The organism is Halomonas sp. YLGW01, from assembly GCF_014840935.1.
GTDB lineage: Bacteria > Pseudomonadota > Gammaproteobacteria > Pseudomonadales > Halomonadaceae > Onishia.
This window is the reverse complement of sequence record NZ_CP062005.1, coordinates 2,816,850-2,839,097: the sequence shown is the minus strand read 5'-3', so window position 1 is coordinate 2,839,097 and position 22,248 is coordinate 2,816,850. Positions and strand designations below refer to the sequence as shown.

Below are 22,248 nucleotides of genomic sequence, written 5' to 3'. Positions count from 1 at the left end.
GAAGCGTGAAGGTGGGAAAGAGGGAGAGGGAGAGGGAGAGGAGGAAAATAGGACGATGCGGGTCCGACCGCATGCGCAAGCGACGCTGTTTTACCAGCCCCTAACGACACAACCCGCCCTTCATGGCGGGTTGTGTCGTTAGGGGCCTGCCGCCGAGGCGGCAGGCGGGCTCAGGCGGCGGTCCAGGATTGGCACCAGCCTTCGGCTTCCACGCTGTTCTGTGGGAACAGCTGGCAGCCCTGAGTGTCGGCGTTGTAGAACATGCAGTTGGAGCACTTCTCGCCCTCGGCATAGGCCGGGTGATCGCTGGCATCGCTTGCCTTGACGACGTAGTTGAGGGCCTTGGCTTGCGGGTTTTCCGGGTCCAGGCGCGGCAGGTCCTGCGCCAGGGCCTGACGTGACAGGATGCCGGCACCCAGCGGCAGGGCCGCGAGGCCCAGTAGGCTGTTGCGCATAAAGTCGCGGCGACTCTGATTAGCCATGGTGTCTCCTTCGGGTTGATCTTCTTTTTCGGGCCCCTCGATTGTCCTGCCAAGGATGTCCTGCCAGGGACTGGGCCCGTATCACGGTCATCGGGCGGCTTCGGCCGCCTCTGGTTTGCGCGAGGCCGAATGGCGGGACTCGCGGCGACTGCTTCGTTTCCGCGTTGCCTCTCTTGGGACCGGCGGTGGCGTGCGGAGTTCGTCACTCATTTTAGTGCATGGCGATGAGTACAGGGAATCGAGACCACCGCGCGCGGCAATCGGCCGCACGCGCGGTGTCGCCTGTGCGCTCGGTCCGCCGCTGGTATACTCCGCCGCCTAAGGCCGCAGTGCCGGGGCGGCCGGCATGGGCGGTTTGGCGAGGATCGGGCGAGAGCCGTGACGGGGGAGTGAATGGGGAAGTTGCTGTCGATGGGGCGCAGCGGGCTGCGCCGCCTGATGATCTCGGGCCTGTTCGTGGTAGTGGCCACGGGGCTCTGGTACAGCCAGGAGGCCGAGTATCGCAATCGCTTGAGCTGGATGGGCGTGACGACCTGGGAAACCCCAAGCCCGCTGAATCTGCACCGGGTGCTGCGCAATGACGGCTTCCTGGTGGGTTGGTCCGACCTGCGGGTCAACCCGCTGTGGGCCAGCTACTGGCTCACCGATGACGGGGCGGCGCGCATCGGCGACCGCCCGGGCTTTCAGCGCGACTGGCGAACGCTGTGGCCGGTGACCACCGACAGCTACCGAGGCAGCGGCTATGATCGCGGCCACCTGGCGCCCAACTATGCCATCGCGGCCGTGCACGGCCGCGAGGCGCAGCGTCAGACCTTTCTGATGAGCAACATGTCGCCGCAGCGCCCCAACCTCAACCGCCAGCTCTGGCAGCGGCTGGAGGAGGCGGTGATGGATCATTTCGTGCCGCGCTTCGGCACCCTGCAGGTCATCACCGGCCCTATCTACGCCGATGACTTTCTCGACGGCGTCTTTCGCCGGGTGGGCTTCACCCAGGTCCCCGAGGCCTTCTACAAGATCCTGGTGGTGCCGTCCGAATCGCCGCGAGTGCTGGCCTTCATCATGCCCCAGGATGTCAGCGGGAACGAGCCGCTGGATCGTTTCCTGGCCAGCGTCGATGAGATCGAGGCTCGCACCGGCCTGGATTTCTTCCCGCAGCTGCCAGCGTCGGTGGCGGCGCGTCTCGAAGGCGGTATCAGCGATGATGGCTGGGCGCTACAGGTCGTGGCGCGGCGCCCCGGTCGCTTCCAGTAATCCCATTCCTGGAATCCTGGCGAGCGCGCACGACAAGGCGCGGCGACATGGCCGTACGACGAGAAGACAGGGTCGGTCAGAAGCAAGCCGCGTAACAGGAGCACGCAGAATACCCGCAGGCGAGAGCGGCTGGTGCGGTCCATTTCGGCCAGGCGTGCAAGATGTTAGAGCGATGGGGAATAGTACGAAAAAACAGGGAAAAGCGGGGAAAACCGATGGTGCCCAGAAGAGGACTTGAACCTCCACGTCCATAAGGACACTAGCACCTGAAGCTAGCGCGTCTACCAATTCCGCCATCTGGGCAGCGGGTTCGCCGGAACCGGCGTCTCGGGAAGGTGATACTACATGATGCGAATTGGTGCCCGGGAGAGGACTTGAACCTCCACGTCCATACGGACACTAGCACCTGAAGCTAGCGCGTCTACCAATTCCGCCACCCGGGCGCATCATGCTGGCCGGTGTTCGCTTGCCGGGTCATCGAGTCCGTCTTGAAAAAGACATTATCGATGGTGCCCAGGAGAGGACTTGAACCTCCACGTCCTTACGGACACTAGCACCTGAAGCTAGCGCGTCTACCAATTCCGCCACCTGGGCGAACACGAGCCATATTGTGCCGCTGAATGATCAACGGGTACTGCTGGTACTTCTTTCGACAGGTCGCTGCCGATGGGATTTGCATCCCGTGATGATCGCGGCGAGAGCCTTAAATCATCGTTGGTGCCCGGGAGAGGACTTGAACCTCCACGTCCATACGGACACTAGCACCTGAAGCTAGCGCGTCTACCAATTCCGCCACCCGGGCAACGTGAGCGGTATAATACCGATTCCATGAGACAATGCAAGACTTGGGCCCGGTGGCACGCGGATTTTTCTTTGCCGGCGGCACCGGCCGGCCACCCCGGGCGACTTGAGGCGCGGCCACGGTTATGGTTGGGTCGGGCTCGCTGCGACGCTATACTGGCGCGATGTTAATGAAGATGCGATTTCTTGCCTCACGTCCGTGGTGCATCGTTTTTCCCTTATCAAGGACGCCTTGCGTATGACTCAGTGGACGCTCAGCGACGATCCCCACGCGGAACGTGAAGCCCACAAGTATGACAATCCGGTACCCAGCCGCGAATACCTGCTGCGCCGCCTCGAAGAGGCGGGCAAGCCGATCACTCATGAGAACATGAGTCGGCTGCTGGGCCTCGACGACGAGGATCAGCAGGAGGCCGTGCGTCGCCGCCTGGCGGCCATGGAGCGCGACGGTCAGGTGCTGCGCAACCGTCGTGGCGCCTATGCGCTGATCGACAAGCTCGACCTGATCAAGGGCAAGGTGCTCGGGCACCGTGACGGCTTCGGCTTCATCCTGCGCGATGACGGCAAGAAGCCGGATCTGGTGCTGCCGCCGCGACAGATGCGCCGTGTATTCCACGGCGATCATGTGCTGGTGCGGGTCAGCGGCCGCGATCGCCGCGGCCGTGACGAGGCGACCATCGCCGAGGTCATCGCCCGCAACACCCAGACGGTGGTGGGCATCTATCGTCAGAACAATGACGAGTTCGCGGTGCTGATTCCCGAGAACAGCCGCATTTCTCAGGAAGTGCTGATTCCCCATAGCGCCAGCGGTGGCGCCCAGGACGGCCAGGTCGTCTCGGCGCGCATCGTCCAGCAGCCCGAGACCCGCAAGCAGCCAGTGGGCGAGGTCATCGAGGTGCTCGGCGAGCGCATGGACCCGGGCATGGAGATCGGCATCGCCATCCGCAGCTATGACATCCCGGATCAGTTCCCTCCCGAGGTGGACGAGCAGATCGCCTCGATGTCCGCCGAGGTGGCCGAGGACGACAAGGCGCATCGCATCGACCTGCGCCACCTGCCGCTGGTGACCATCGATGACGAGAGCGCCAAGGACTTCGACGATGCCATCTGCGCCTATCAGACCAAGTCGGGCAGCTGGAAGCTGCTCGTCGCCATCGCCGACGTCTCGCACTATGTCCGCCCCGGCAGCGCCTTGGATCAGGAGGCCCTGACACGCGGCAACTCGGTCTACTTCCCCGGTCAGGTCGTGCCGATGCTGCCGGAACTGCTGTCCAACGGCCTGTGTTCGCTGAATCCGGCGGTCGACCGGCTGGCCATGGTCTGCGAGATGAACATCTCCAAGACCGGCGCCATCAGCCGCTATCGCTTCTACGAGGCGGTCTTCCAGTCCCATGCCCGCCTGACCTACAACAAGGTCGGCAAGATCCTGCAGGAGCCGGAGAGCCCCGAGGGCCAGGCGCTGCGGGAGGAGCACGCCTCGCTGGTGCCGTCGCTCGAGCAGTTGCATGAGCTCTACGGGATCCTGCGCTCGGCGCGCAGCGAACGCGGGGCCATCGACTTCGAGACCACCGAGACGGCGATCCTCTTCAACGAGGAGCGCAAGATCGATGCCATCGTGCCGCGTTCGCGCAACGACGCCCACAAGATCGTCGAGGAGTGCATGCTGGCGGCCAACGTCGCCACCGCGCGCTTCCTCGACAAGCACGACCTGCCGGCGCTGTACCGCATCCACCAGCCGCCGACGCCCGAGCGACTGGATCGCCTGCGCCTGTTCCTCAACGAGCTGGGCCTGTCCCTGGGCGGCGGCGACGAGCCGACCCCGCAGGACTACCAGGCGCTGCGCGAGGTCATCAAGGACCGTCCGGATGCCGACATCATCCAGACGGTGATGCTGCGCTCGATGAACCAGGCGGTCTACTCGCCCCAGAACGACGGTCACTTCGGCCTGGCCTACCCGGCCTATGCCCACTTCACCTCGCCGATTCGTCGCTATCCGGACCTGCTGGTGCACCGCGCCATCCGCTCGGTGATCCGCGGGCCGCGCCAGACCGCGACCGTGCTACGGGCCGAGGGCGCCTCTGTGGAACCGCCCAGCCGTTGGTCGCCGTACTCCTTCGAGCAGATGGTGCATTTCGGTGAGCATTGCTCGATGACCGAGCGGCGCGCCGACGATGCCACCCGCGACGTGGAAGACTGGCTCAAGTGCGAGTTCATGTCCGACAAGGTCGGCGATGTCTTCGAGGGCACCATCGCCTCGGTCACCCAGTTCGGCATCTTCGTACGCCTCGACGAGGTCTACGTCGAGGGCCTGGTGCACGTCACCTCGCTGCCCTCCGACTACTACCACTACGAGGCCGAGAAGCATCGCCTCAAGGGCGAGCGTTCTGGCGTCAGCTATCGACTGGGCGACGGTGTGACCGTGCAGGTGGCACGGGTCGATCTCGACGACCGCAAGATCGACTTCGATCTGGTCGACGAGAAGCCCCGCCACAAGCGCGCGCCGCGCCGCAAACCGGGTACCGAGCCTCAGGCGCAGGCCGCCGCGAAGGCCGACAAGCCGCAAGGTGACAAGCCTCAGTCTGAAAAGCCCAAGGGCCGTCGCCGCGGGCCCCGCAAGCCGCGAGGCGGCGGTGGCAACAAGCGCTGAGATCGGGCGCCGGGGTGAATGCCCCGGCGCCGGCATGCTTTGATATATCAGGAATAGCCGATCATGAAACGACGTCCCGGTCAGCGGGGGCCCAAGGCGCCTGCTGGCCTAGATGCGGTATATGGCGTGCACGCGGTGCGCGCCCTGTTGGCGCGGGGCGAAGCACCCCGCGAACTCTGGGTGCAGGAGGGGAGTGCGGGCACGCGGCTCGCCGACCTGATCGACGAGGCTCGTGGCCGCGGCTCCCGCGTTCAGTCTCAGCCTCGCGATGCCCTCGATGCGCTGGCGCAGGGCGCGGCCCATCAGGGCGTGATTGCTTTTTGTCCGCCCCTGGCCGCCGAGGGCGAGGAGTCTCTGTGGCTCAGGCTCAAGGGCTGGACCAAGGACACGCCGCCGCTGCTGCTGATTCTCGATGGCGTCACCGACGTGCACAACTTCGGTGCCTGTCTGCGCAGCGCCGATGCCGCCGGTGTGGATGGCGTCATCGTGCCCAAGGACAAGGCCGCGCCGCTCAATGCCACCGTGCGCAAGGTCGCCTGCGGGGCCGCCGAGAGCGTGCCGGTCTATCAGGTCACCAACCTGGCGCGGGCCATGGGCAAGCTTAAGGAGCAGGGCGTCTGGATCACCGGCACCGCCGGCGAGGCCGAGGCCAGCGTCTTCGATGGCGACTTCACCGTGCCCTGTGCGCTGGTGATGGGAGCCGAGGGCAAGGGCATGCGCCGGCTGACTCGCGAGGCCTGCGATAACCTGGTCAAGCTGCCGATGGTAGGCAGCGTGTCGAGCCTCAACGTCTCGGTGGCCACCGGCATCTGTCTGTTCGAGGCCCTGCGACAGCGCCAGCTTGCAAGCTAGCCGGCCGGTCACTACAATTGTCCGGCTTGGTCGGACTGCGGCCAGACACCACACCCGTTTAATCACTCCTTGCTTCCCCAGGTGCCGTGAAGGTTTAGCTTCGCGATGGCCCTATGGAAGCTGTCAAACCGAAAGGAGACACTATGCGTCATTACGAAATCGTGTTCATGGTCCACCCGGACCAGAGCGAACAGGTTCAGGCGATGGTCGAGCGTTATACCAGCCTCGTCACCGAGAGCGGCGGTAGCGTTCATCGTCTGGAAGATTGGGGCCGTCGCCACCTGGCGTATCCGATCAACAAGATCCACAAGGCTCACTACGTGCTGATGAACGTCGAGTGCAGCGGCGAGACCCTCGAAGAAATCGAGAACATCTTCCGCTTCAACGACGCGATCATCCGTAGCCTGGTCGTGCGTTGCAAGGAAGCCATCACCGAAGCTTCACCGATGATGAAGCCGGCGGAAGAAAAGCGTCCGCGTCGCGAAGACAAGCCGCGCGAACGTACCGAAACCGCCGAAGCTAACTGATACGCACCGCCAGGAGGATTTTACATGGCACGCTTTTTCCGTCGCCGTAAGTTTTGCCGTTTCACCGCTGAAGGCGTGAAGCAGATCGACTACAAGGATCTGGACACTCTCAAGGCCTACGTCACCGAGACCGGCAAGATCGTTCCGAGCCGCATCACCGGTACCAAGGCACGCTACCAGCGTCAGCTGTCCAGCGCCATCAAGCGCGCTCGCTACCTGGCTCTGCTGCCGTACTCCGATAGCCACCAGTAAGCCGTTCGCGTGATGCTGTCGATTGCCCGCTGGATGATGCGGGGACTGCCCTACGCCGCCGGAGGTGTTGCGCTGGCGGGGTTGGTGCCTTGGCTGTTCTGGCTGAGCGCCGCCATTGCGGGTCTGGTGACCCTGCGCCAGGGAATGGCATCGGCATTGCCGGTGATCCTGGCTGCGGGGCTGCCGGCCGGCTGGTGGTGGGTCCAGGGGGATGTGATCCCGCTGGCAACCCTGCTGCTGGTGACGCTGATGGCCGTGGTGCTGAGAGAGCGCCTGAGCTGGTCGGAGGCGCTGATCGGCGGCGCCCTTGGCGGCGCCGCGCTGGTCCAGCTGGGCGTCTTCATGCCAGCCGGGGGCAGCGAGGCACTGCTCGAGGCCCTGCGCCAGAGCTCGCCGGAGGCACAGCGGATGCTGGAGGAGCTGACCCGTCAGGGCATCTCCACCGAGGCCCTCGCGACCCTGGTCGTCGGTGGCGTCAGCGGCATCATCGTGCTGCTGCTTGGCGTCGCCTGCCTGGCCATGGCGCGCAGCTGGCAGGCCGGGCTCTATAATCCCGGCGGCTTCCGCGAGGAGTTCCACGTCCTGCGTCTTGCGCCGCGGGAGCTGGTGACCCTGGTGGTGCTGGGTGTCCTCGGTTCGCTGCTGGCGCTGCCGGGGCTGGCGATTCTCGCCTGGGGTCCCCTGCTGATCGCGGGCATTGCGCTGATTCACGGAATTATTGGTCTCAAGGGGATGAAGGGGCTCTGGTTGGTGGCTTTCTATGCGCTACTGATCACTACCTGGCCCACGATTCTGATTGTGCTGCTGTTGGCTCTGATCGATACGTTTGCGGACTTCCGCACGCGTCTGGCCCGCAGCGTCTGACAAGAGGTTCACGAGATGGAAGTCATTCTGCTCGACAACATTGGCAAGCTGGGCGGCCTGGGTGACAAGGTCACCGTCAAGCCCGGTTACGGCCGTAACTACCTGATGCCTTACGGCCTGGCCGTACCGGCAACCAAGGAAAACCTGGAAGCCTTCCAAGCCCAGCGTGCCGAGCTCGAAGCTCAGGCCGCCGAGCGCAAGGCCGAAGCCGAAGCGCGCGCCGCGCAGCTGGCCGAGATCGAGCTCTCGCTGGTCGCCAAGTCTGGCGAAGACGGCAAGCTGTTCGGTTCCATCGGTCCGCGCGACCTGGCCGAAGCCATCGCTCAGGCCGGCATCGACATCGCCAAGAGCGAAGTCCGCATGCCGGAAGGTCCGCTGCGCAAGACCGGCGAATACGACATCGCCCTGCAGCTGCATGCCGAAGTGGCATCCAGCGTGCGCGTCGTTATCGTCGCCGAGTAAGTCTCGCCGCGCCTCGGCGCGAGCCTGACATGAAGAGGCACACGGGGTATCCCGTGTGCCTTTTTTCATGCCTGTACTTCCGTCTCTATCTCCTTCTCTCCCTCCTTCTTTTTCTCCTTCCCCCCTCCTGTCTGGCGGTCTCCCCGATGGCGGCTGGCGGCAGGTGTCGCGAGCGTGATGGCGGTTTCCAGCCCTCCGTCAGGAATTGTTACCCGGCGAACAAGTTCCTCGATCGTGCTTAGACATTGGTAGAAAAAGAGGCGATTTCCTTTTACGAGGCAGCGCTTAAACGATTAAGTTCGTGCTCTGTACGATCTCTCTCCTCCGGCGGAAGGGGTCGTTCAGGGGCTCCCCGATGACAGTGGAGACATGCGTTTTCGCCTGTCATCTTAATCGATAAAGACTGTTGGCCCCGGTCATTGTCACAACAAGCATAAAAGGACACGCCGTCATGAATGCAGCCATGTTGAGAACTCCGCTCGCCGCCGCCGTTGCCGTCGCCAGCTTCGCGATGAGCGGCCTGGCCAGCGCCCAGGACAGCAATCTCGAGCAGCGTCTGGCCGATCTCGAAGCCCGTGTCGCCGCCGCCGAGGCCCGTGCCGATGCCGCCGAGGCCCGTGCCGTGTCAGTCGAGGAGACCGTCGATGCCGGCCAGGAGCGCCTGGACGAGGTGGCCCGCCAGGCCAGCGGCGAGGAGGGATTCTCCTTCAACGCCTATGCCCGCTCCGGTTTGCTGATCGGCGAGGACGGCAAGAGCCTTCCAGGTGGCCCAAATGTGACACCCGCGGGAGGCTTAGGTGGCCACGTCGGTCGGCTGGGCAACGAGCCGGATACTTATGCCGAAGCGATCCTCAACTACCGCCAGGCCTATGACAACGGTGCCAAGGCCCTCTATCGCACCATGATCGCCGACGGTGTCCAGACCAGTAATGACTGGACCGCTGATGAATCCCAGCTCAACGTGCGCCAGGTCTTTGTTGAGCTCAGCGACCTGCCAAGCTTCACTGGCGCCTTCGAGAACGCCTCCATCTGGGCCGGGAAGCGCTTCGATCGCGACAACTTCGATATCCACTGGATCGATTCCGATGTCATCTTTCTCTCAGGGACCGGCGGCGGGATCTACGACGTCCAGCTCGCCGACAGCTGGAAGGCCAACTTCTCCGTCTATGGTCGCAGCTTCAGCGAATTCCCTGTCGACAGTACCAATCCCGATCTTACCGGCGATACCGATAACCTGATCTTCACCGCCAATAACTACTTCGGCAACTGGCAGTGGATGCTCAACGCCATGTCGGCAGCCGACAACGATACCCGCGACCTGGACAATGGCTCCACGGCCGCCGATAGCGGTGCCCACACCATGCTGGCCTACCATGGCGATAGCTTCTTCGGGCTCGGCGAGGGCAACTTCAAGGCCGCGTTGCTGCACGGTCAGGGCCTGGGTGCCGAGGTCAAATCCCTGGGCACCGACGGTGATCTGACCGAGGATGCCACCGCGACGCGCCTCGCTGTTTATGGCACCACCTATCTGGCGCCCCAATGGCGGATCGCGCCCTCCGTGTTCGCGGAAACCAGCGAGGACCGTTACGACGAGGGAGACGAGTACCAGTGGGCCGGCCTGAATGTGCGCCTCGCCAACGAGCTGACCGAGAACTTCGAGATGCAGTACGAGGCCAGCTACCAGTACATGGACCTCGATCAGGGGCCGTCGGGTAATGCCGCCGATGGCAATTACACCAAATACACCGTCGCGCCGACCTTCAAGCCTCAGGTGGGCGGCTTCTGGCAGCGTCCCGAGATCCGCGTATTTGCGACTTACTCCGACTGGGACGAGGATCTGAACGAATACTCGGCCGATGATGACTTCGGCGAAGATGGTTTCAATGGCAGTGAGTGGAGCTTCGGTGTACAGACGGAAGTCTGGTTCTAATGTAAACGTCACCCATACTGCATAGAACGGCGGGCCGGCCGTGTCGCGACGGTCGCTGTGCCGCCAGCCGATGCCCGCCAATGAGTGTTTCGATCCTTCCCCGCGTGCCACAAGGCATGCGGGGATTTTCGTTGGCAGGGACGCCGGACGGGAATGGGGTGCGCCGTGGGGATGGGGTAGAATGAGCGCCGCTTACCGACTCACCGAAGGTGCCCGACCCCATGAATGAATCTGTCGAGCTCGATCAGGAAACTGCCGCACTGAAGGTGCCGCCCCACTCCCTGGAGGCCGAGCAGTCGGTGCTGGGTGGCCTGATGCTGGACAACTCGGCCTGGGACGCGGTCTCCGAGCAGCTGGTGGCCGGCGATTTCTATCGCTATGAGCACCGGCTGATCTTCAATGCCATGGCGGGCCTGGCCGAGGGGGCGCATCCCCTGGACGTGGTGACGCTGTCCGAGGCGCTCGAGAACCGCGATCAGCTGGATACCGTCGGCGGCCTCGCCTATCTGGCCGAGCTCGCCCGCAACACTCCGTCGGCGAGCAACATCCGTGCCTATGCCGAGATCGTTCGCGAGCGAGCCACGCTGCGCAAGCTGATCCAGGCGGCCAGCCAGGTCGCCGACAGCGCCTTTGCCCCTCAGGGGCGGCCGGCCGACGAGCTGGTCAACGAGGCGGAGAGGCTGGTCTTCCAGATCAGCGAGGACCGCCCCAAGAGCGGTGGCCCCATCGGCATGAGCGAGCTGCTGGCCAAGGCGGTGGATCGCATCGACGAGATGTTCAACATGGAAGGCGAGATGACCGGGCTCTCCACCGGCTTTCGCGATCTCGACGACATGACCTCGGGGCTGCAGCCCTCGGATCTGGTGATCATTGCCGGACGTCCCTCGATGGGCAAGACCACCTTCGCCATGAATCTGGTCGAGCATGCGGTGATCTCCAGCGACAAGCCGGTGATGGTGTTTTCCATGGAGATGCCCGCCGAGTCGTTGATGCTGCGCATGCTGTCTTCGCTGGGTCGCATCGATCAGACACGGGTGCGCACCGGCCAGCTCGAGGACGAGGACTGGCCGCGACTGACCTCGGCGGTGAACCTTTTGAAGGACAAGCAGCTGTTCATCGATGACACCGCGGCCCTGTCGCCCAACGAGATGCGTTCGCGGATCCGTCGGGTGGTACGCGAGCACGGCAACATCGGCCTGGTGATGATCGATTACCTTCAGTTGATGCAGATTCCCGGTTTCTCCGAGAACCGCACCGGCGAGATCTCCGAGATCTCGCGCTCGCTGAAGGGAATCGCCAAGGAGTTCGGCTGTCCGGTGGTGTCGCTGTCGCAGCTCAACCGCTCCCTGGAACAGCGCCCCAACAAGCGCCCGGTGATGTCGGACCTTCGCGAATCGGGGGCCATCGAGCAGGACGCCGACGTGATCGCCTTCGTCTACCGTGACGAGGTCTACAACCCCGATAACCCGGACAATCAGGGGCTGGCCGAGCTGATCATCGGCAAGCAGCGTAACGGCCCGATCGGCACGGTGCACATGGCCTTCATCGGCAAGTACACCCGCTTCGAGGACCTGGCGCCGGACAGCTACGGTCAGCACTTCGGCGAGTAGTCGGCCCGGTCCCGGCGTCGGGATCATGGTTGAGACTGCACCGGGCCCCCGTATAATGCCCGGCTTGGTCCCATGAACCAGTTTAATGAACCAGTCAGATGAATCAGTCAGGTGGACGAGGATAGCTTATGGCAGGCGGATTTCGACGCGGCAACCGCAAGCGGACCCCCAAGCTCGAGGGGCGCGGCGAGCTTCAGGAAGTCGAGCGGGAAGGGCCGTTCAAGGAATGGCTCGGCATGCCCGACCTGTATCGCTATCGACTGGTGGTCGATGGCGAAACCTTCAGCTATCAGACCGAGGACACCGAGATTCCGGTAGCGGTCGGCGACAAGGTGGTGTTCCGCTACAAGGAAACCAAGGCCGGCAACTGGGTCGATCGCAACTCCCTGGGCAAGGCCATCGATCCCGCCGATTATCAGTGATGGCGGATTATCACTGATGGCGCTAGTGCTGTCTGAAGTGCTGTCTGAGTGGAACATGGCGTAGCGGCCAGGGTCATAACGGTGAGGCGGCATGTCATATTGTCGTCATGGGGCACAGCCAAGCTGTGCCCCAGTCATTTTCAGCCCCGACATGTCCGGACCCGCTATATCTGGAACCACCGTCTCAGGATCTTTCATGGCAGGACGTCATCGCGTCCGGTCATCGGCATGATGCCCAGGAGGACAGCATGGAACTTCACGACTTCAAGGTCTTCGCCAAGCGACACGACAACTTCGAGATTCGCGTCATCAGCCACGCCGGCAGCCGCTTCTACCAGGTCGAGCTGGAGGATATCGAGGGGGAGCGTCATCTGCTGACCCAGCGCGGCAAGCCGATGCTGTTCCGCGCCCTCGACGATGTCTATCTCGAGCTGAAGCGGGTCGGCATCCACCGGGCCTATCTGGTGCAGTACGTGGCTCATGACGAGATGATCGGCCGCGACGCCCACTACCACGATGCGCTCAGTTCGCGCATGCCGCTGGTCTTCTAGGCGCCCCTTCTGTCTTTGATCTCCCTATGTACATGACGCCTGAACGGGCATGTCGTCCACGTCCTTAACGGGCCATCGCTCCATCCTTGAGCAGACTCCCGACCTTGCCCCGGGCAGAGCGTCGCGCCTGTAGACGTCATGCCTCACGCCTGGCTTTCTCGCGCCGGCGACGCCTTGCTTCCCACCATGCTCCCAGCCGTACCCGATGGCGGGCGAAGACGACATAGCCGCGGTCGAAGCACCAGGCAAGGACCGGCAGCATCGTCAGCCCTACGAGCCGCCGATAGCCCAGCACCGCATAGAGGGCCCGGCTGGCGTCCATGCCCACGAACCAGGCGCCCCTCGCATCGCGCACATGCAGGCGTCCCATCATGGCCTCGAACGAGCGTCCCCAGGCGGCGGCATCGAAGTCATCTGCCTGGATGTCGATCAGCACGACTCGCTCGCGACGCGGGTGGCGCGCCAGCCAGGCGACCTCGCGCTGGCAGAAGGGGCAGTGGCCGTCGTGGAAGAGCGTTACCGGGGCGGTGGCGTGGTAGGGGGAAGTGACGGGGCGGGACATCAGGAAGGCTCCTGGGCACCGGGGCGGGTCGACGGGGCGGTGGCATCAGGGGTGTCGCCGGTCTCGCGATAGCCGGCCAGGTGTGTGCCTCGGCCATAGGCGGGGGCGGTGTCCAGGCGAGCCAGGAAGGCCTCGGCCTGCTGGCGCATGGCCTCGCGCTTCTCGTCCTTCATGCGATCGAGCGAGCCGTAGATCAGTTTCATGCGCGGGTTGGTATCGAGCGCCTCCCGGTGCTCCTCGAGGAAGTGCCAGTAGAGGCTGTTGAAGGGGCAGGCATGAGTACCGGTGACCTGCTTGGGATCGAAGCGGCAGTGCCTGCAGTGATCGCCCATGCGGTCGATGTACTTGCCCGAGGCACAGTAGGGCTTGGAGCCCATCAGGCCGCCATCGGCGTGCAGCACCATGCCCAGGGTGTTGGGCAGCTCGACCCATTCGCAGGCATCGGCATACACCGCCAGGTACCAGTCGCACAGGGCCTCGGGCTTGACCCCGCACAGCAGGGCGAAGTTGCCGGTGACCATCAGGCGCTGGATGTGGTGGGCATAGGCGTGATCGCGAGTCATCTCGATGGCGCGCTTCAGGCAGCGCATCTCGGTATCGCCGCTCCAGTAGAAGGCCGGCAGGTCGCGGCGAGCGCCGAGGCCATTGCCGCGCTTGTAGTCGGGCATGCGGGTCCAATAGAGCCCGCGCACATACTCCCGCCAGCCGAGGATCTGGCGAATGAAGCCCTCCACCGAGTTGAGCGGCGCACGCCCCTCGCGATACTCCCGTTCGGCGGCCTCGCAGACCTCGATGGGCGAGAGCAGGCCGATGTTCAGCGCCGCGGCCAGGCGCGAATGATAGAGAAAGGGGGCGGCGTCGCTCAGGGCATCCTGGTAGCGGCCGAAGTCCGACAGGCGTTCGGTAAGGAAGTGCTCGAGCTCGTCGAGGGCCTGGGCGCGGGTCACCGGCCAGTGGAAGCCCTCGAGCGAGCCGAAATGCTCAGCGAACCGTGTCGCCACCAGATCGAGCACCGCCGTGGTAGTGGCATCCTGCTCATGGATCGGCGGCGTGGGAAAGGCGGGGTGGTCGGGCAGCGGCTCACGGTTGTCATGATCGAAGTTCCACTTGCCGCCGGCCGGCTGGCCGTCGTCCATCAGGAGCCCGGTGCGCTCGCGAAGATGCCGGTAGAAGTGCTCGAGGCGATAGGTCTTGCGGCCTCGTGCCCAGGCCGCAAAGTCCTCGGGGGTGGTGAAGAAGCGATCATCCTCGATGACTCGCCAGGGCAGGGGGGCATGCTTCGCCTCCTGGGTACCGATGTCGGTGCGCGCCCGGATGGCCTCGTAGAGTCGCCACTCCCCTGGCCGTGCCACACGGATCTCGTCGCAGTCGTAGTGTGCCGCCAAGCGTTCGGCTTCTTCGAGCAGCCGCTGGCGGTTGTCGGCATCGTCGAGGCGGCTGTAATGCACCTTGAGCCCCGTCGCCTCGAGCTCGGCGGCGAAGTGGCGCATGGCGGCGAACATCATCGCGATCTTCTGCGGGTGATGGGGCACGTAGTGGCCTTCTTCGGCGACCTCGCACAGAGCCACCACGGCCTCGTCCGGTAGCGCCTGGAGGCTCGCCAGTGATGGGCTGAGCTGATCACCCAGCACCAGGATCAATGGCTTCGACATGATTTAACCTGAAGTTATACAAATGTGAATGGTAGTATAACTCCATTCTTCACGATGGCATCCCTTTGGTAAGCTATTGAGCCATCCGTCGGTCACGTCACAAGGATTTCATGATGTCCGCAGCCACTCCCCGTTCGTCTGCCGCCGCCCTCGATCAGCCCGGCGAGGGGCGCCTCGTCCATGCCGGGGCCGATCACCCGCCGGTGCCGCGCAAGAAGGTCGGTGTGGTGCTGGCCAACCTGGGGACGCCGGATGCCACCGACTACTGGTCGATGCGCCGCTATTTGTCCGAGTTTCTCTCCGATCGGCGGGTGGTCGATTACTCCCGCTGGCTGTGGCAGCCGCTGCTGCAGGGCATCATCCTGACCCGCCGACCCTTCATCTCCGGCAAGGCCTATCGAAGCATCTGGAACACCGAGCGCGACGAGAGCCCGCTTCTGACCATCACCCGCGAGCAGACCGAGAAGGTCGCGGCGCGCCTCGAGGCGGCCTTCGGCGATGAGGTGCTGGTCGATTTCTGCATGCGTTACGGCAACCCCTCGACCGATAGCGTGATCCGGCGCCTGCAGGCGCAGGGCTGCGAACGGCTGCTGGTCTTCCCGCTCTACCCGCAATACGGCTCGCCCACCACCGCCAGCGCCAACGATGAGGTGTTCCGCACCCTGATGACGCTGAAGTGGCAGCCGGCGCTGCGTACCGTGCCGGCCTACTTCGATCGCCCGGACTATATCGCGGCGCTGGGCAGCTCGGTTCGGGAGGCCTACGATGATGCCCGCACCGCCCATGGCACCCGCCCCGAGGTGTTGGTGGCGTCCTACCACGGAGTGCCGGAGCGCTACCTGCTCGACGGAGATCCCTACCATTGCCAGTGCCACAAGACCACACGCCTGGTGAAGGAGCACCTGGGGATGGAGGACGACGAGATCATCACCGCCTTCCAGTCCAAGTTCGGGCCGGAGAAGTGGGTGGGGCCGGCGACCGTGGATACGGTGGTCGAACTCGCCCGGGCGGGGAAGAAGCACATCGCGGTGATCTCCCCGGCCTTCGCCTCGGACTGCGTCGAGACCCTCGAGGAGGTCCAGCAGGAGATTCGCGAGGCCTTCCTCGCCGCCGGGGGCGAGACCTTCACCTATGTGCCCTGCCTCAATGCCGATGAGGCGCACATCGATGTGCTGACGGCCATCGTGAAGCAGGAACTTGGCGGCTGGCTCTAGGCCCGGTATGAGTATGAAGAGCGCCGGCGCGGCGCCGTCCCGATAGACGAAGGCCCCGAACGCGATGTACGGGGCCTTATTGTGATGGTGCGGGTCGTGGTGGTGCGGGTCGTGGTGGTGCGGGCCCTGGTGGTGCGGGTCCTGGTGGGGCGGGCAGGATCAGCCATGCCCCCTGTCCGGGTGCAGCACCGGCTTCTCGCCGACCTCCTCGCGCTGCAGTTCCACCGGCTTGCCTCGGGTCTTGTCGGCGTGCCTGAGCTTCAGGTGCAGGCCGGTCTTGGCGAGCAGGTGCGCGCTGACCGGGGCGGTGATGAACAGGAACAGCGTGATCAGCATTTCCTGAATGTCGGGCTTGCCCTCGAGGACCCAGAAATAGAGCATCGAGGCGATCAGCATGCAGCCGATGCCCAGGGTGGTGGCCTTGGTGGGGCCGTGCAGGCGCATGTAGAAATCCCGCAGGTGGGCCATGCCCAGCGAGCCGATGAAGGCGAATGCGCCACCGGCGACCAGCAGGAAGGCGATCACGCCTTCCAGAATCACATACAGCGTCATGACGCCTCCTATTCGATGATGTCGCCGCGCAACAGGTACTTGCAGACCGCCACGGTACTGATGAAACCGAGCATGGCGATCAGCAGCGCCGACTCGAAGTAGGTCTTGGTGTTCAGCCATAGTCCCATCAGCACGATCAGGGCGATGGAATTCACGTACATGGTATCCAAGGCCAGGAGCCGGTCGGGCATGTCCGGCCCGACCGCGAGGCGGTAGACGTTGAGCAGCAGGGCCGCGACCACCAGTGCCATGCTGATCCACAGGGCAGTGTCTAGCATTCGTAGATCTCCTTGAGCGGCTGTTCGTAGCGTCGGCGGATATGGGCGATCAGTGCCTCCTCGTCGTCTACGTCCAGGGCGTGAATCAACAGCGTCTTGCCATCCAGGCGCAGGTTGGTCGACACCGTGCCCGGCGTGAGGCTGATGGTGTTGGCCAGCAGCGTGATGGTGAAGCGGTCCTCGAGCATCAGGGGGTATTCCACGAAGTGGGGCCGCAGCCGCCGCCATGGATTGATGATCAGCCAGGCCACCTCGATGTTGGCGACGAGGATGTCGCAGAGCACCCGCAGCACGAACCGCAGCAGCAGGAAGGGCTTGGCCACGTGAGGCTGGGCATCCCAGAAGCGGTGGGTGGCCAGGGGAATCACGATCGCCAGGAATCCGCCCAGCAACACCTGGCCGAAGGCGGTGCTGCGCGCCAGCAGCAGCCAGACCACCAGCAGCAGGATCGAAAGCAGGGGCGTGGGGAGCCAGGGACGGGGCTTGATCATGGCGTGTCTCCTGCGTCGTTGATCAGCGCATCGATCATCATCTGGGGTGCGGCCAGCTGGTCGGCGGTCGCCCGGGTATAGTCGCTGACCGGGCCGGCCAGGGCCACCAGCAGCGGGGAGGCGCCGAGCAGCCACAGCACGCCGAACAGCTGACGCCGCTTCAGCGGCGTATCGCTGGGTTCGCCCTCATGGCTGCGCCAGAACAGCGTCGAGCCGGCACGGGACAGTGCCACTAGCGAACAGAGTCCCACCAGCAGCAGCAGCGGCCACAGCCAGGGCTGCTGGGCGGGGCTCGCCGCCATCATCAGCAGGGCCTTGCCGATGGCGCCGGACAGGGGCGGCAAACCGGCCACCGCCGCGGCGCCCATCAGGAACAGGCCGGCGAGCAGGCCGCCGTTGCGCAGCGGGCGGCCCTTGACCAGCCGGGTGCCGGCCTTGCCACGCTGCACCCCGATCAGCTCGGCCAGCAGGAAGAGGCCGCCGGTGACCAGGGTGGTATGCAGCAGGTAGTAGAGCAGGGCGGCGATGGCGGATGGCGAGCCCATGCCGATGCCGGCCAGCAGGGTGCCCGCCGAGACCAGCACCAGGTAGGCCACCAGCAGGCGCAGGTCGCGGGCGGCCAGCACGCCTACCCCGGCCGCCGCCAGGGTGCCCAGCGACAGCCACCAGACCCAGCCCTGGCCCAGCTGGGCCAGGGCGCCGGCCTCGTCGCCGAAGACCAGCGAATAGACCCGCAGGATGGCGTAGATGCCGACCTTGGTCATGATCGCGAACAGCGCCGCGACCGGGGCCGGGGCGGCGGCATAGGCGCGGGGCAGCCAGAAGTAGAGGGGCAGGATCGCGGCCTTGAGGCCGAAGACCACCAGCAGCATCAGGCCGCCGGCGGTGACCAGCCCGGCCCGCTCCGCGGGCAGCTCGCCCAGGCGCATGGCCATATCGGCCATGTTCAGGGTGCCGGTGGCGCCATAGAGCACCCCCACCGCGATCAGGAACAGCGAGGAGCCGGCCAGGTTGAGCACCACATAGTGCACTCCGGCCATGATGCGTGCCTTGCCGCCGCCGTGCAGCAGCAGGGCGTAGGAGGCCAGCAGCAGCACCTCGAAGAACACGAACAGGTTGAACAGGTCGCCGGTGAGGAAGGCGCCGTTGATGCCCATCAGCTGCCACTGGAAGAGGCCGTGGAAGTTGCTGCCCCGTTCGTCGTCGCCGGCGCTGGCGAACACCACGGCGCCCAGGGCGAGCACTGCGGTGAGCAGCACCATCATGGCGGATAGCCGGTCGAGCACCAGCACGATGCCGAAGGGCGGCTGCCAGTCGCCCAAGGCATAGTAGGTGATCTCGCCGCTGCTGGCGCGCGCCACCAGCACGATGCCGATCACCACCAGCAGGGCGGTGGCCAGGCCTCCCACCAGGCGTTTGAAGTGGGTGGCGCCATGGCCGCGGTACAGCAGCAGGATGCCGGCGATCAGCGGCAGCACCACGGGCAGGACGATCAGATGCTGCATCACGAGCGGCCCTCCCCGTCTTCATGCCGGCGACCGTCTACGTGATCGTTGCCGGCCTCACTGCGGGCCCGCATGGCCAGGATCACCACGAAGGCGGTCATGGCGAAGCCGATCACGATGGCGGTCAGTACCAGCGCCTGAGGCAGCGGGTCCGCGTAGTCGCCCGCCCCGTCGAGGATGGCGGCGCCGTCGGTGGTCAGCCCGCCCATGGAGAACAGAAAGAGGTTCACCGCATAGGAGAGCAGGGTCAGGCCGACCACCACCGGAAAGGTGCTGCCGCGCAATACCAGATAGAGGCCACAGGCGGTCAGCACGCCGGTGGTGATGGCATAGAGGCTTTCCATCAGCGTTTCTCCTTGCCGGATCGAGAAGAGGCGTCGGCCTCGGAGGCACTGGTAGCCTCCTTGACCGGACGGTGCGGGGTGGTGACCTTGCCCAGGTTGGCCAGGATCATCAGGGTCGCGCCGACCACGGCCAGATAGACGCCGAGATCGAAGAGCATGGCGGTGGCCAGCTCGAAGTCGCCGACCAGCGGCAGGTGGAAGTGACCGAAGGCCGAGGTCAGGAAAGGATGGCCGAACAGCCAGCTGCCCAGCCCGGTCAGCGTGGCGATGGCCACGCCGGCGATGGCCACCGGCTGATAGGGGAAGTTGAGCCGCTGCTGCGCCCAGTCCACGCCTCGCGCCATGTAGAGCAGGATCAGGGCCACCGCCGTGATCAGGCCGGCGATGAAGCCGCCGCCGGGCTGGTTGTGGCCGCGCAGGAAGATGAAGGCCGACACCAGCAGCGCCAGCGGCAGCAGCGCCATGGAGATCGAGGTCAGGATGGCCGGGTAGCGGTCTGGCGACCATAGCCGTCCCTCGCCGTCGCTATGGGGCATGAACAGCCGCAGCCGGTTGAGCAGCTTGAAGATGGCCAGCCCCGCCAGCGCCAGCACGGTGATCTCGCCGAGGGTATCGAAGCCACGGAAGTCGACCAGGATGACGTTGACCACATTGTGGCCGCCGCCGCCGGGCACGCTGTTGTCCAGGAAGAAGCTGGAGATGGGCGCATTGTCTCGGGTCAGCACCGCGTAGTTGAGGCTCGCCACCACCATGCCCAGGGTGCCGGCCAGCACCAGGTCGCGCAGGTTGCGGCGATGGGAGGACTCTCGCGCGGTCTTCTGGGGCAGGAAGAATAGCGCCAGCATCAAGAGGATCATGGTCACCACCTCGACCGAGAGCTGGGTCAGCGCCAGGTCGGGGGCCGAGAAGCGGGCGAAAGTCAGGGCGACCACCAGTCCCACCACCGAGAGCATCAGCAGCGAGATCAGGCGATAGCGATGGGTGGCGGCGGTGCCCAGTCCACCGAAGATCAGCAGTCCGGCCCCCAGCAGCAGGATGCCGTCGACGGGCTGGTTGCCCAGGCTACCGGTGAGCTTGGGCATCTCGGCCAGCCCGAGCCCTCCCATCACCAGCGCGGCGGTCAGCAGCAGCGCCATGTAGCGTTGCAGCGAGGCGCCGTCGAAGTGGGCAAGGAGACCCTCGGCGCCGCGGCCGAGTCGCTGCAGCGAGGCCTCGAACACCAGCCGGGCGTCCACCGGCCGAAAGCCCCGCAGGCCCCGGCGCAGATCGGCATGGCGCCAGTAGAGGATTCCCCCCACCACCAGCGCCACCAGGCTCATCAGCAGCGGCAGGTTGACCCCGTGCCAGATCGCCAGGTGGAAGGCGAAGGGCTCGCCCAGCACCGACGCCACGGCCAGGCTCAGCAGGCCTTCCGCCAGTACCGGTGCCAGGCCTACCGCCACGCATACCAGGGCCAGCAGCACCACCGGGGCGCGCATCAGCCAGGGCGGCTCATGGGGCTCATGGGGGGGCGCCTCCTTGGCCGGCTTGAAGAACACCGCATGCACCAGACGCAGCGAATAGGCCACCGAGAGCACCCCGCCCAGGGTGGCCAGGGCCGGCAGCAGCCAGCTCAGGCCCCCCAGCACCGGAGTGGCCAGGGCCTCGGTGAAGAACATCTCCTTGGAGATGAAGCCGTTGAGCAGCGGCACGCCGGCCATGGCGGCCCCTGCCACGCTGGTCAGTAGCGCGGTGACCGGCATGGCGCGCGCCAGTCCGCCCAGGCGGCCGAGTTCGCGAGTACCGGTCTCATGATCGATGATCCCCGCGCTCATGAACAAGGCGGCCTTGAAGGCGGCGTGGTTGAGGATATGAAAGAGGGCCGCGAGTACCGCCATGGGGCTGCCGATGCCCAATAGCACGGTGATCAGGCCCAGGTGGCTGACCGTCGAGAAGGCCAGGATACCCTTGAGGTCGGTCTTGAGCAGGGCGAACCAGGCGCCATAGAGCATGGTGGTCATGCCGACCAGGGACACGGTCACCGTCCACAGCTCGCTGTCGGCGACGGCCGGGTGCAGGCGGGCCATCAGGAAGATGCCGGCCTTGACCATGGTCGCGGAGTGAAGATAGGCGGAGACCGGCGTCGGCGCCGCCATGGCGTGAGGCAGCCAGAACTGGAAGGGAAACTGCGCCGACTTGGTGAAGGCGCCCAGCAGTACCAGCCCCAGCATCAGGGGGTAGCGCGGGTCGGCGAGGATGATATCGGCGCTGTCGAGCACCACGTTCATATCGAAGCTGCCGACCATGTCGCCCAGCAGCAGGAGCCCCGCGAGCAGGGCCAGGCCACCGGCGCCGGTCACGGTCAGCGCCATACGCGCGCCCTTGCGGGCGTCGCTGCGCCGTGACCAGAAGCCGATCAGCAGAAAGGAGGAGAGGCTCGTCATCTCCCAGAACAGCCACAGCAGCAGCAGGTTGTCGGCCATCACGATCCCGACCATGGAGGCCATGAACAGGATCAGATAGGCATAGAAGCGTCCGAAGGGCTCCTCCGGCGAGAGGTAATGGTGGGCATAGAGCAGGATCAACAGGCCGATTCCCAGAATCAGCAGGTTGAACAGCACCGACAGGCCATCCAGCCGGAAGGCCAGATCGAGGCCCAGGGCGGGAATCCAGTCGACGGCAAAGCGCAGCGTCTCGCCGTCCGCCAGCGCGGGCAGTTGGCTCAGGGTCAGCCACAGGGCGAGGGCGGGCAGCACCCCCGTCGCCAAGGAGCAGAAACGTCGGCCGCGTCGCTCGGTGAGCGCGGGCACCAGCACCCCTAGCAGGGGCAACAGGGCTATCCACAGCAATGTCATCGATCGGTCTTCCTGCACGGGACGTGATACAGGAGCGACAGGCGCACTAAGGAGACGTCCGTGACCGATGATCATGGGCGCCCCGGGGCGGGGCGCCTGCCCTCCCATGGCTAAGTTGCCACTCTACCTCAAAGCTCGCCCGCTCGCTGCCTCCTTGCCTTTCAA

General features: G+C 65.1%; 21 protein-coding genes and 4 tRNA genes. 12 read left to right on the top strand and 13 right to left on the bottom strand.

All coding sequences use genetic code 11. The annotated features are described in order from the left end of the window. Positions 1 to 170: 170 nt before the first annotated feature. Positions 171 to 482 carry a high-potential iron-sulfur protein gene (locus tag IEJ03_RS13015; protein WP_192035261.1) on the bottom strand — a complete coding sequence of 104 codons (312 nt, stop codon included), beginning with the start codon at positions 480 to 482 and terminating at the stop codon, positions 171 to 173. Between the two features lie 393 nt (positions 483 to 875). On the opposite strand from IEJ03_RS13015, the gene IEJ03_RS13010 reads away from it, so the two are divergent. Then, positions 876 to 1,733 carry a DNA/RNA non-specific endonuclease gene (locus tag IEJ03_RS13010; protein ID WP_192035260.1) on the top strand — a complete coding sequence of 286 codons (858 nt, stop codon included), beginning with the start codon at positions 876 to 878 and terminating at the stop codon, positions 1,731 to 1,733. 216 nt (positions 1,734 to 1,949) lie between these two features. Here the strand turns inward: IEJ03_RS13010 and IEJ03_RS13005 are convergent. The 4 genes from IEJ03_RS13005 to IEJ03_RS12990 all read right to left on the bottom strand — a co-directional run bounded on the left by IEJ03_RS13005 (position 1,950) and on the right by IEJ03_RS12990 (position 2,535). Continuing rightward, positions 1,950 to 2,036, bottom strand: a tRNA-Leu gene (locus tag IEJ03_RS13005). A 53-nt stretch (positions 2,037 to 2,089) separates the two neighbouring features. Beyond that, positions 2,090 to 2,176: transfer RNA gene (locus IEJ03_RS13000), tRNA-Leu, on the bottom strand. Between the two features lie 64 nt (positions 2,177 to 2,240). Next, positions 2,241 to 2,327 (bottom strand) — tRNA-Leu (locus IEJ03_RS12995). 121 nt (positions 2,328 to 2,448) lie between these two features. Continuing rightward, a tRNA-Leu gene (locus tag IEJ03_RS12990) sits at positions 2,449 to 2,535 on the bottom strand. 237 nt (positions 2,536 to 2,772) lie between these two features. Between IEJ03_RS12990 and rnr the strand changes: the two genes are divergently transcribed. The 10 genes from rnr (at position 2,773) to IEJ03_RS12940 (ending at position 12,651) form a co-directional block, all read left to right on the top strand. After that, entirely contained in the window at positions 2,773 to 5,181 is a 2,409-nt protein-coding gene (rnr, locus tag IEJ03_RS12985) for a ribonuclease R (protein ID WP_192035259.1), read from the top strand. A 63-nt stretch (positions 5,182 to 5,244) separates the two neighbouring features. Further along, complete coding sequence (gene rlmB, locus IEJ03_RS12980) at positions 5,245 to 6,033, top strand: 23S rRNA (guanosine(2251)-2'-O)-methyltransferase RlmB (RefSeq protein WP_192035258.1); 789 nt, start codon at positions 5,245 to 5,247, stop codon at positions 6,031 to 6,033. A gap of 143 nt (positions 6,034 to 6,176) precedes the next feature. Then, positions 6,177 to 6,560: a 30S ribosomal protein S6 gene (rpsF, locus tag IEJ03_RS12975; protein ID WP_192035257.1), complete on the top strand. Its 384-nt coding sequence runs from the start codon at positions 6,177 to 6,179 to the stop codon at positions 6,558 to 6,560. A gap of 24 nt (positions 6,561 to 6,584) precedes the next feature. After that, positions 6,585 to 6,812: a 30S ribosomal protein S18 gene (gene rpsR, locus IEJ03_RS12970; RefSeq protein ID WP_092523331.1), complete on the top strand. Its 228-nt coding sequence runs from the start codon at positions 6,585 to 6,587 to the stop codon at positions 6,810 to 6,812. Between the two features lie 12 nt (positions 6,813 to 6,824). Beyond that, the gene (locus IEJ03_RS12965) at positions 6,825 to 7,676 is read left to right on the top strand and encodes a hypothetical protein (protein ID WP_192037317.1); all 852 of its coding nucleotides are present in this window, start codon (positions 6,825 to 6,827) and stop codon (positions 7,674 to 7,676) included. A gap of 15 nt (positions 7,677 to 7,691) precedes the next feature. Further along, positions 7,692 to 8,138 carry a 50S ribosomal protein L9 gene (rplI, locus tag IEJ03_RS12960; protein ID WP_192035256.1) on the top strand — a complete coding sequence of 149 codons (447 nt, stop codon included), beginning with the start codon at positions 7,692 to 7,694 and terminating at the stop codon, positions 8,136 to 8,138. 451 nt (positions 8,139 to 8,589) lie between these two features. Then, complete coding sequence (locus IEJ03_RS12955; RefSeq protein WP_192035255.1) at positions 8,590 to 10,068, top strand: carbohydrate porin; 1,479 nt, start codon at positions 8,590 to 8,592, stop codon at positions 10,066 to 10,068. Positions 10,069 to 10,289: 221 nt separating this feature from the next. Next, positions 10,290 to 11,678: a replicative DNA helicase gene (gene dnaB / locus IEJ03_RS12950; protein WP_192035254.1), complete on the top strand. Its 1,389-nt coding sequence runs from the start codon at positions 10,290 to 10,292 to the stop codon at positions 11,676 to 11,678. A gap of 128 nt (positions 11,679 to 11,806) precedes the next feature. After that, entirely contained in the window at positions 11,807 to 12,100 is a 294-nt protein-coding gene (locus tag IEJ03_RS12945; protein ID WP_192035253.1) for a hypothetical protein, read from the top strand. Between the two features lie 248 nt (positions 12,101 to 12,348). After that, entirely contained in the window at positions 12,349 to 12,651 is a 303-nt protein-coding gene (locus IEJ03_RS12940) for a DUF6482 family protein (RefSeq protein ID WP_192035252.1), read from the top strand. Between the two features lie 136 nt (positions 12,652 to 12,787). Here IEJ03_RS12940 and IEJ03_RS12935 read toward each other — a convergent pair whose 3' ends face one another. Together IEJ03_RS12935 and IEJ03_RS12930 are read right to left on the bottom strand one after the other, a co-directional pair. Next, on the bottom strand, positions 12,788 to 13,213 hold the full coding sequence (locus tag IEJ03_RS12935) for a DUF393 domain-containing protein (RefSeq protein ID WP_192035251.1): 426 nt from the start codon (positions 13,211 to 13,213) through the stop codon (positions 12,788 to 12,790). Then, entirely contained in the window at positions 13,213 to 14,865 is a 1,653-nt protein-coding gene (locus tag IEJ03_RS12930; protein ID WP_192035250.1) for a cryptochrome/photolyase family protein, read from the bottom strand. The genes IEJ03_RS12935 and IEJ03_RS12930 overlap by 1 nt, the downstream gene beginning before the upstream one ends. A 113-nt stretch (positions 14,866 to 14,978) precedes the next feature. Here IEJ03_RS12930 and hemH point away from each other — a divergent pair, with 113 nt between their 5' ends. After that, positions 14,979 to 16,079 carry a ferrochelatase gene (gene hemH, locus IEJ03_RS12925; RefSeq protein WP_192035249.1) on the top strand — a complete coding sequence of 367 codons (1,101 nt, stop codon included), beginning with the start codon at positions 14,979 to 14,981 and terminating at the stop codon, positions 16,077 to 16,079. Positions 16,080 to 16,238: 159 nt separating this feature from the next. On the opposite strand, the gene IEJ03_RS12920 is transcribed toward hemH, so the two are convergent. Genes IEJ03_RS12920 through IEJ03_RS12895 form a run of 6 tightly spaced genes read right to left on the bottom strand, consistent with a single transcriptional unit; the run spans position 16,239 to position 22,083 of the window. After that, a complete protein-coding gene (locus tag IEJ03_RS12920) occupies positions 16,239 to 16,631 on the bottom strand; it encodes a Na+/H+ antiporter subunit G (protein ID WP_192035248.1) in 393 nt (130 codons plus the stop codon). A gap of 8 nt (positions 16,632 to 16,639) precedes the next feature. Beyond that, positions 16,640 to 16,909, bottom strand: coding sequence for a K+/H+ antiporter subunit F (locus tag IEJ03_RS12915; RefSeq protein ID WP_192035247.1), 270 nt, complete (start codon positions 16,907 to 16,909; stop codon positions 16,640 to 16,642). Then, a complete protein-coding gene (locus tag IEJ03_RS12910) occupies positions 16,903 to 17,400 on the bottom strand; it encodes a Na+/H+ antiporter subunit E (protein WP_192035246.1) in 498 nt (165 codons plus the stop codon). The genes IEJ03_RS12915 and IEJ03_RS12910 overlap by 7 nt, the downstream gene beginning before the upstream one ends. Then, positions 17,397 to 18,908, bottom strand: coding sequence for a monovalent cation/H+ antiporter subunit D (locus IEJ03_RS12905; protein ID WP_192035245.1), 1,512 nt, complete (start codon positions 18,906 to 18,908; stop codon positions 17,397 to 17,399). Before IEJ03_RS12905 ends, IEJ03_RS12910 begins: the two co-directional genes overlap by 4 nt. After that, the gene (locus tag IEJ03_RS12900) at positions 18,905 to 19,249 is read right to left on the bottom strand and encodes a Na+/H+ antiporter subunit C (RefSeq protein WP_192035244.1); all 345 of its coding nucleotides are present in this window, start codon (positions 19,247 to 19,249) and stop codon (positions 18,905 to 18,907) included. Before IEJ03_RS12900 ends, IEJ03_RS12905 begins: the two co-directional genes overlap by 4 nt. Continuing rightward, positions 19,249 to 22,083 (bottom strand): monovalent cation/H+ antiporter subunit A, encoded by a 2,835-nt coding sequence (locus IEJ03_RS12895; RefSeq protein WP_192035243.1) that lies wholly within the window; start codon positions 22,081 to 22,083, stop codon positions 19,249 to 19,251. Before IEJ03_RS12895 ends, IEJ03_RS12900 begins: the two co-directional genes overlap by 1 nt. Positions 22,084 to 22,248: the final 165 nt, after the last annotated feature.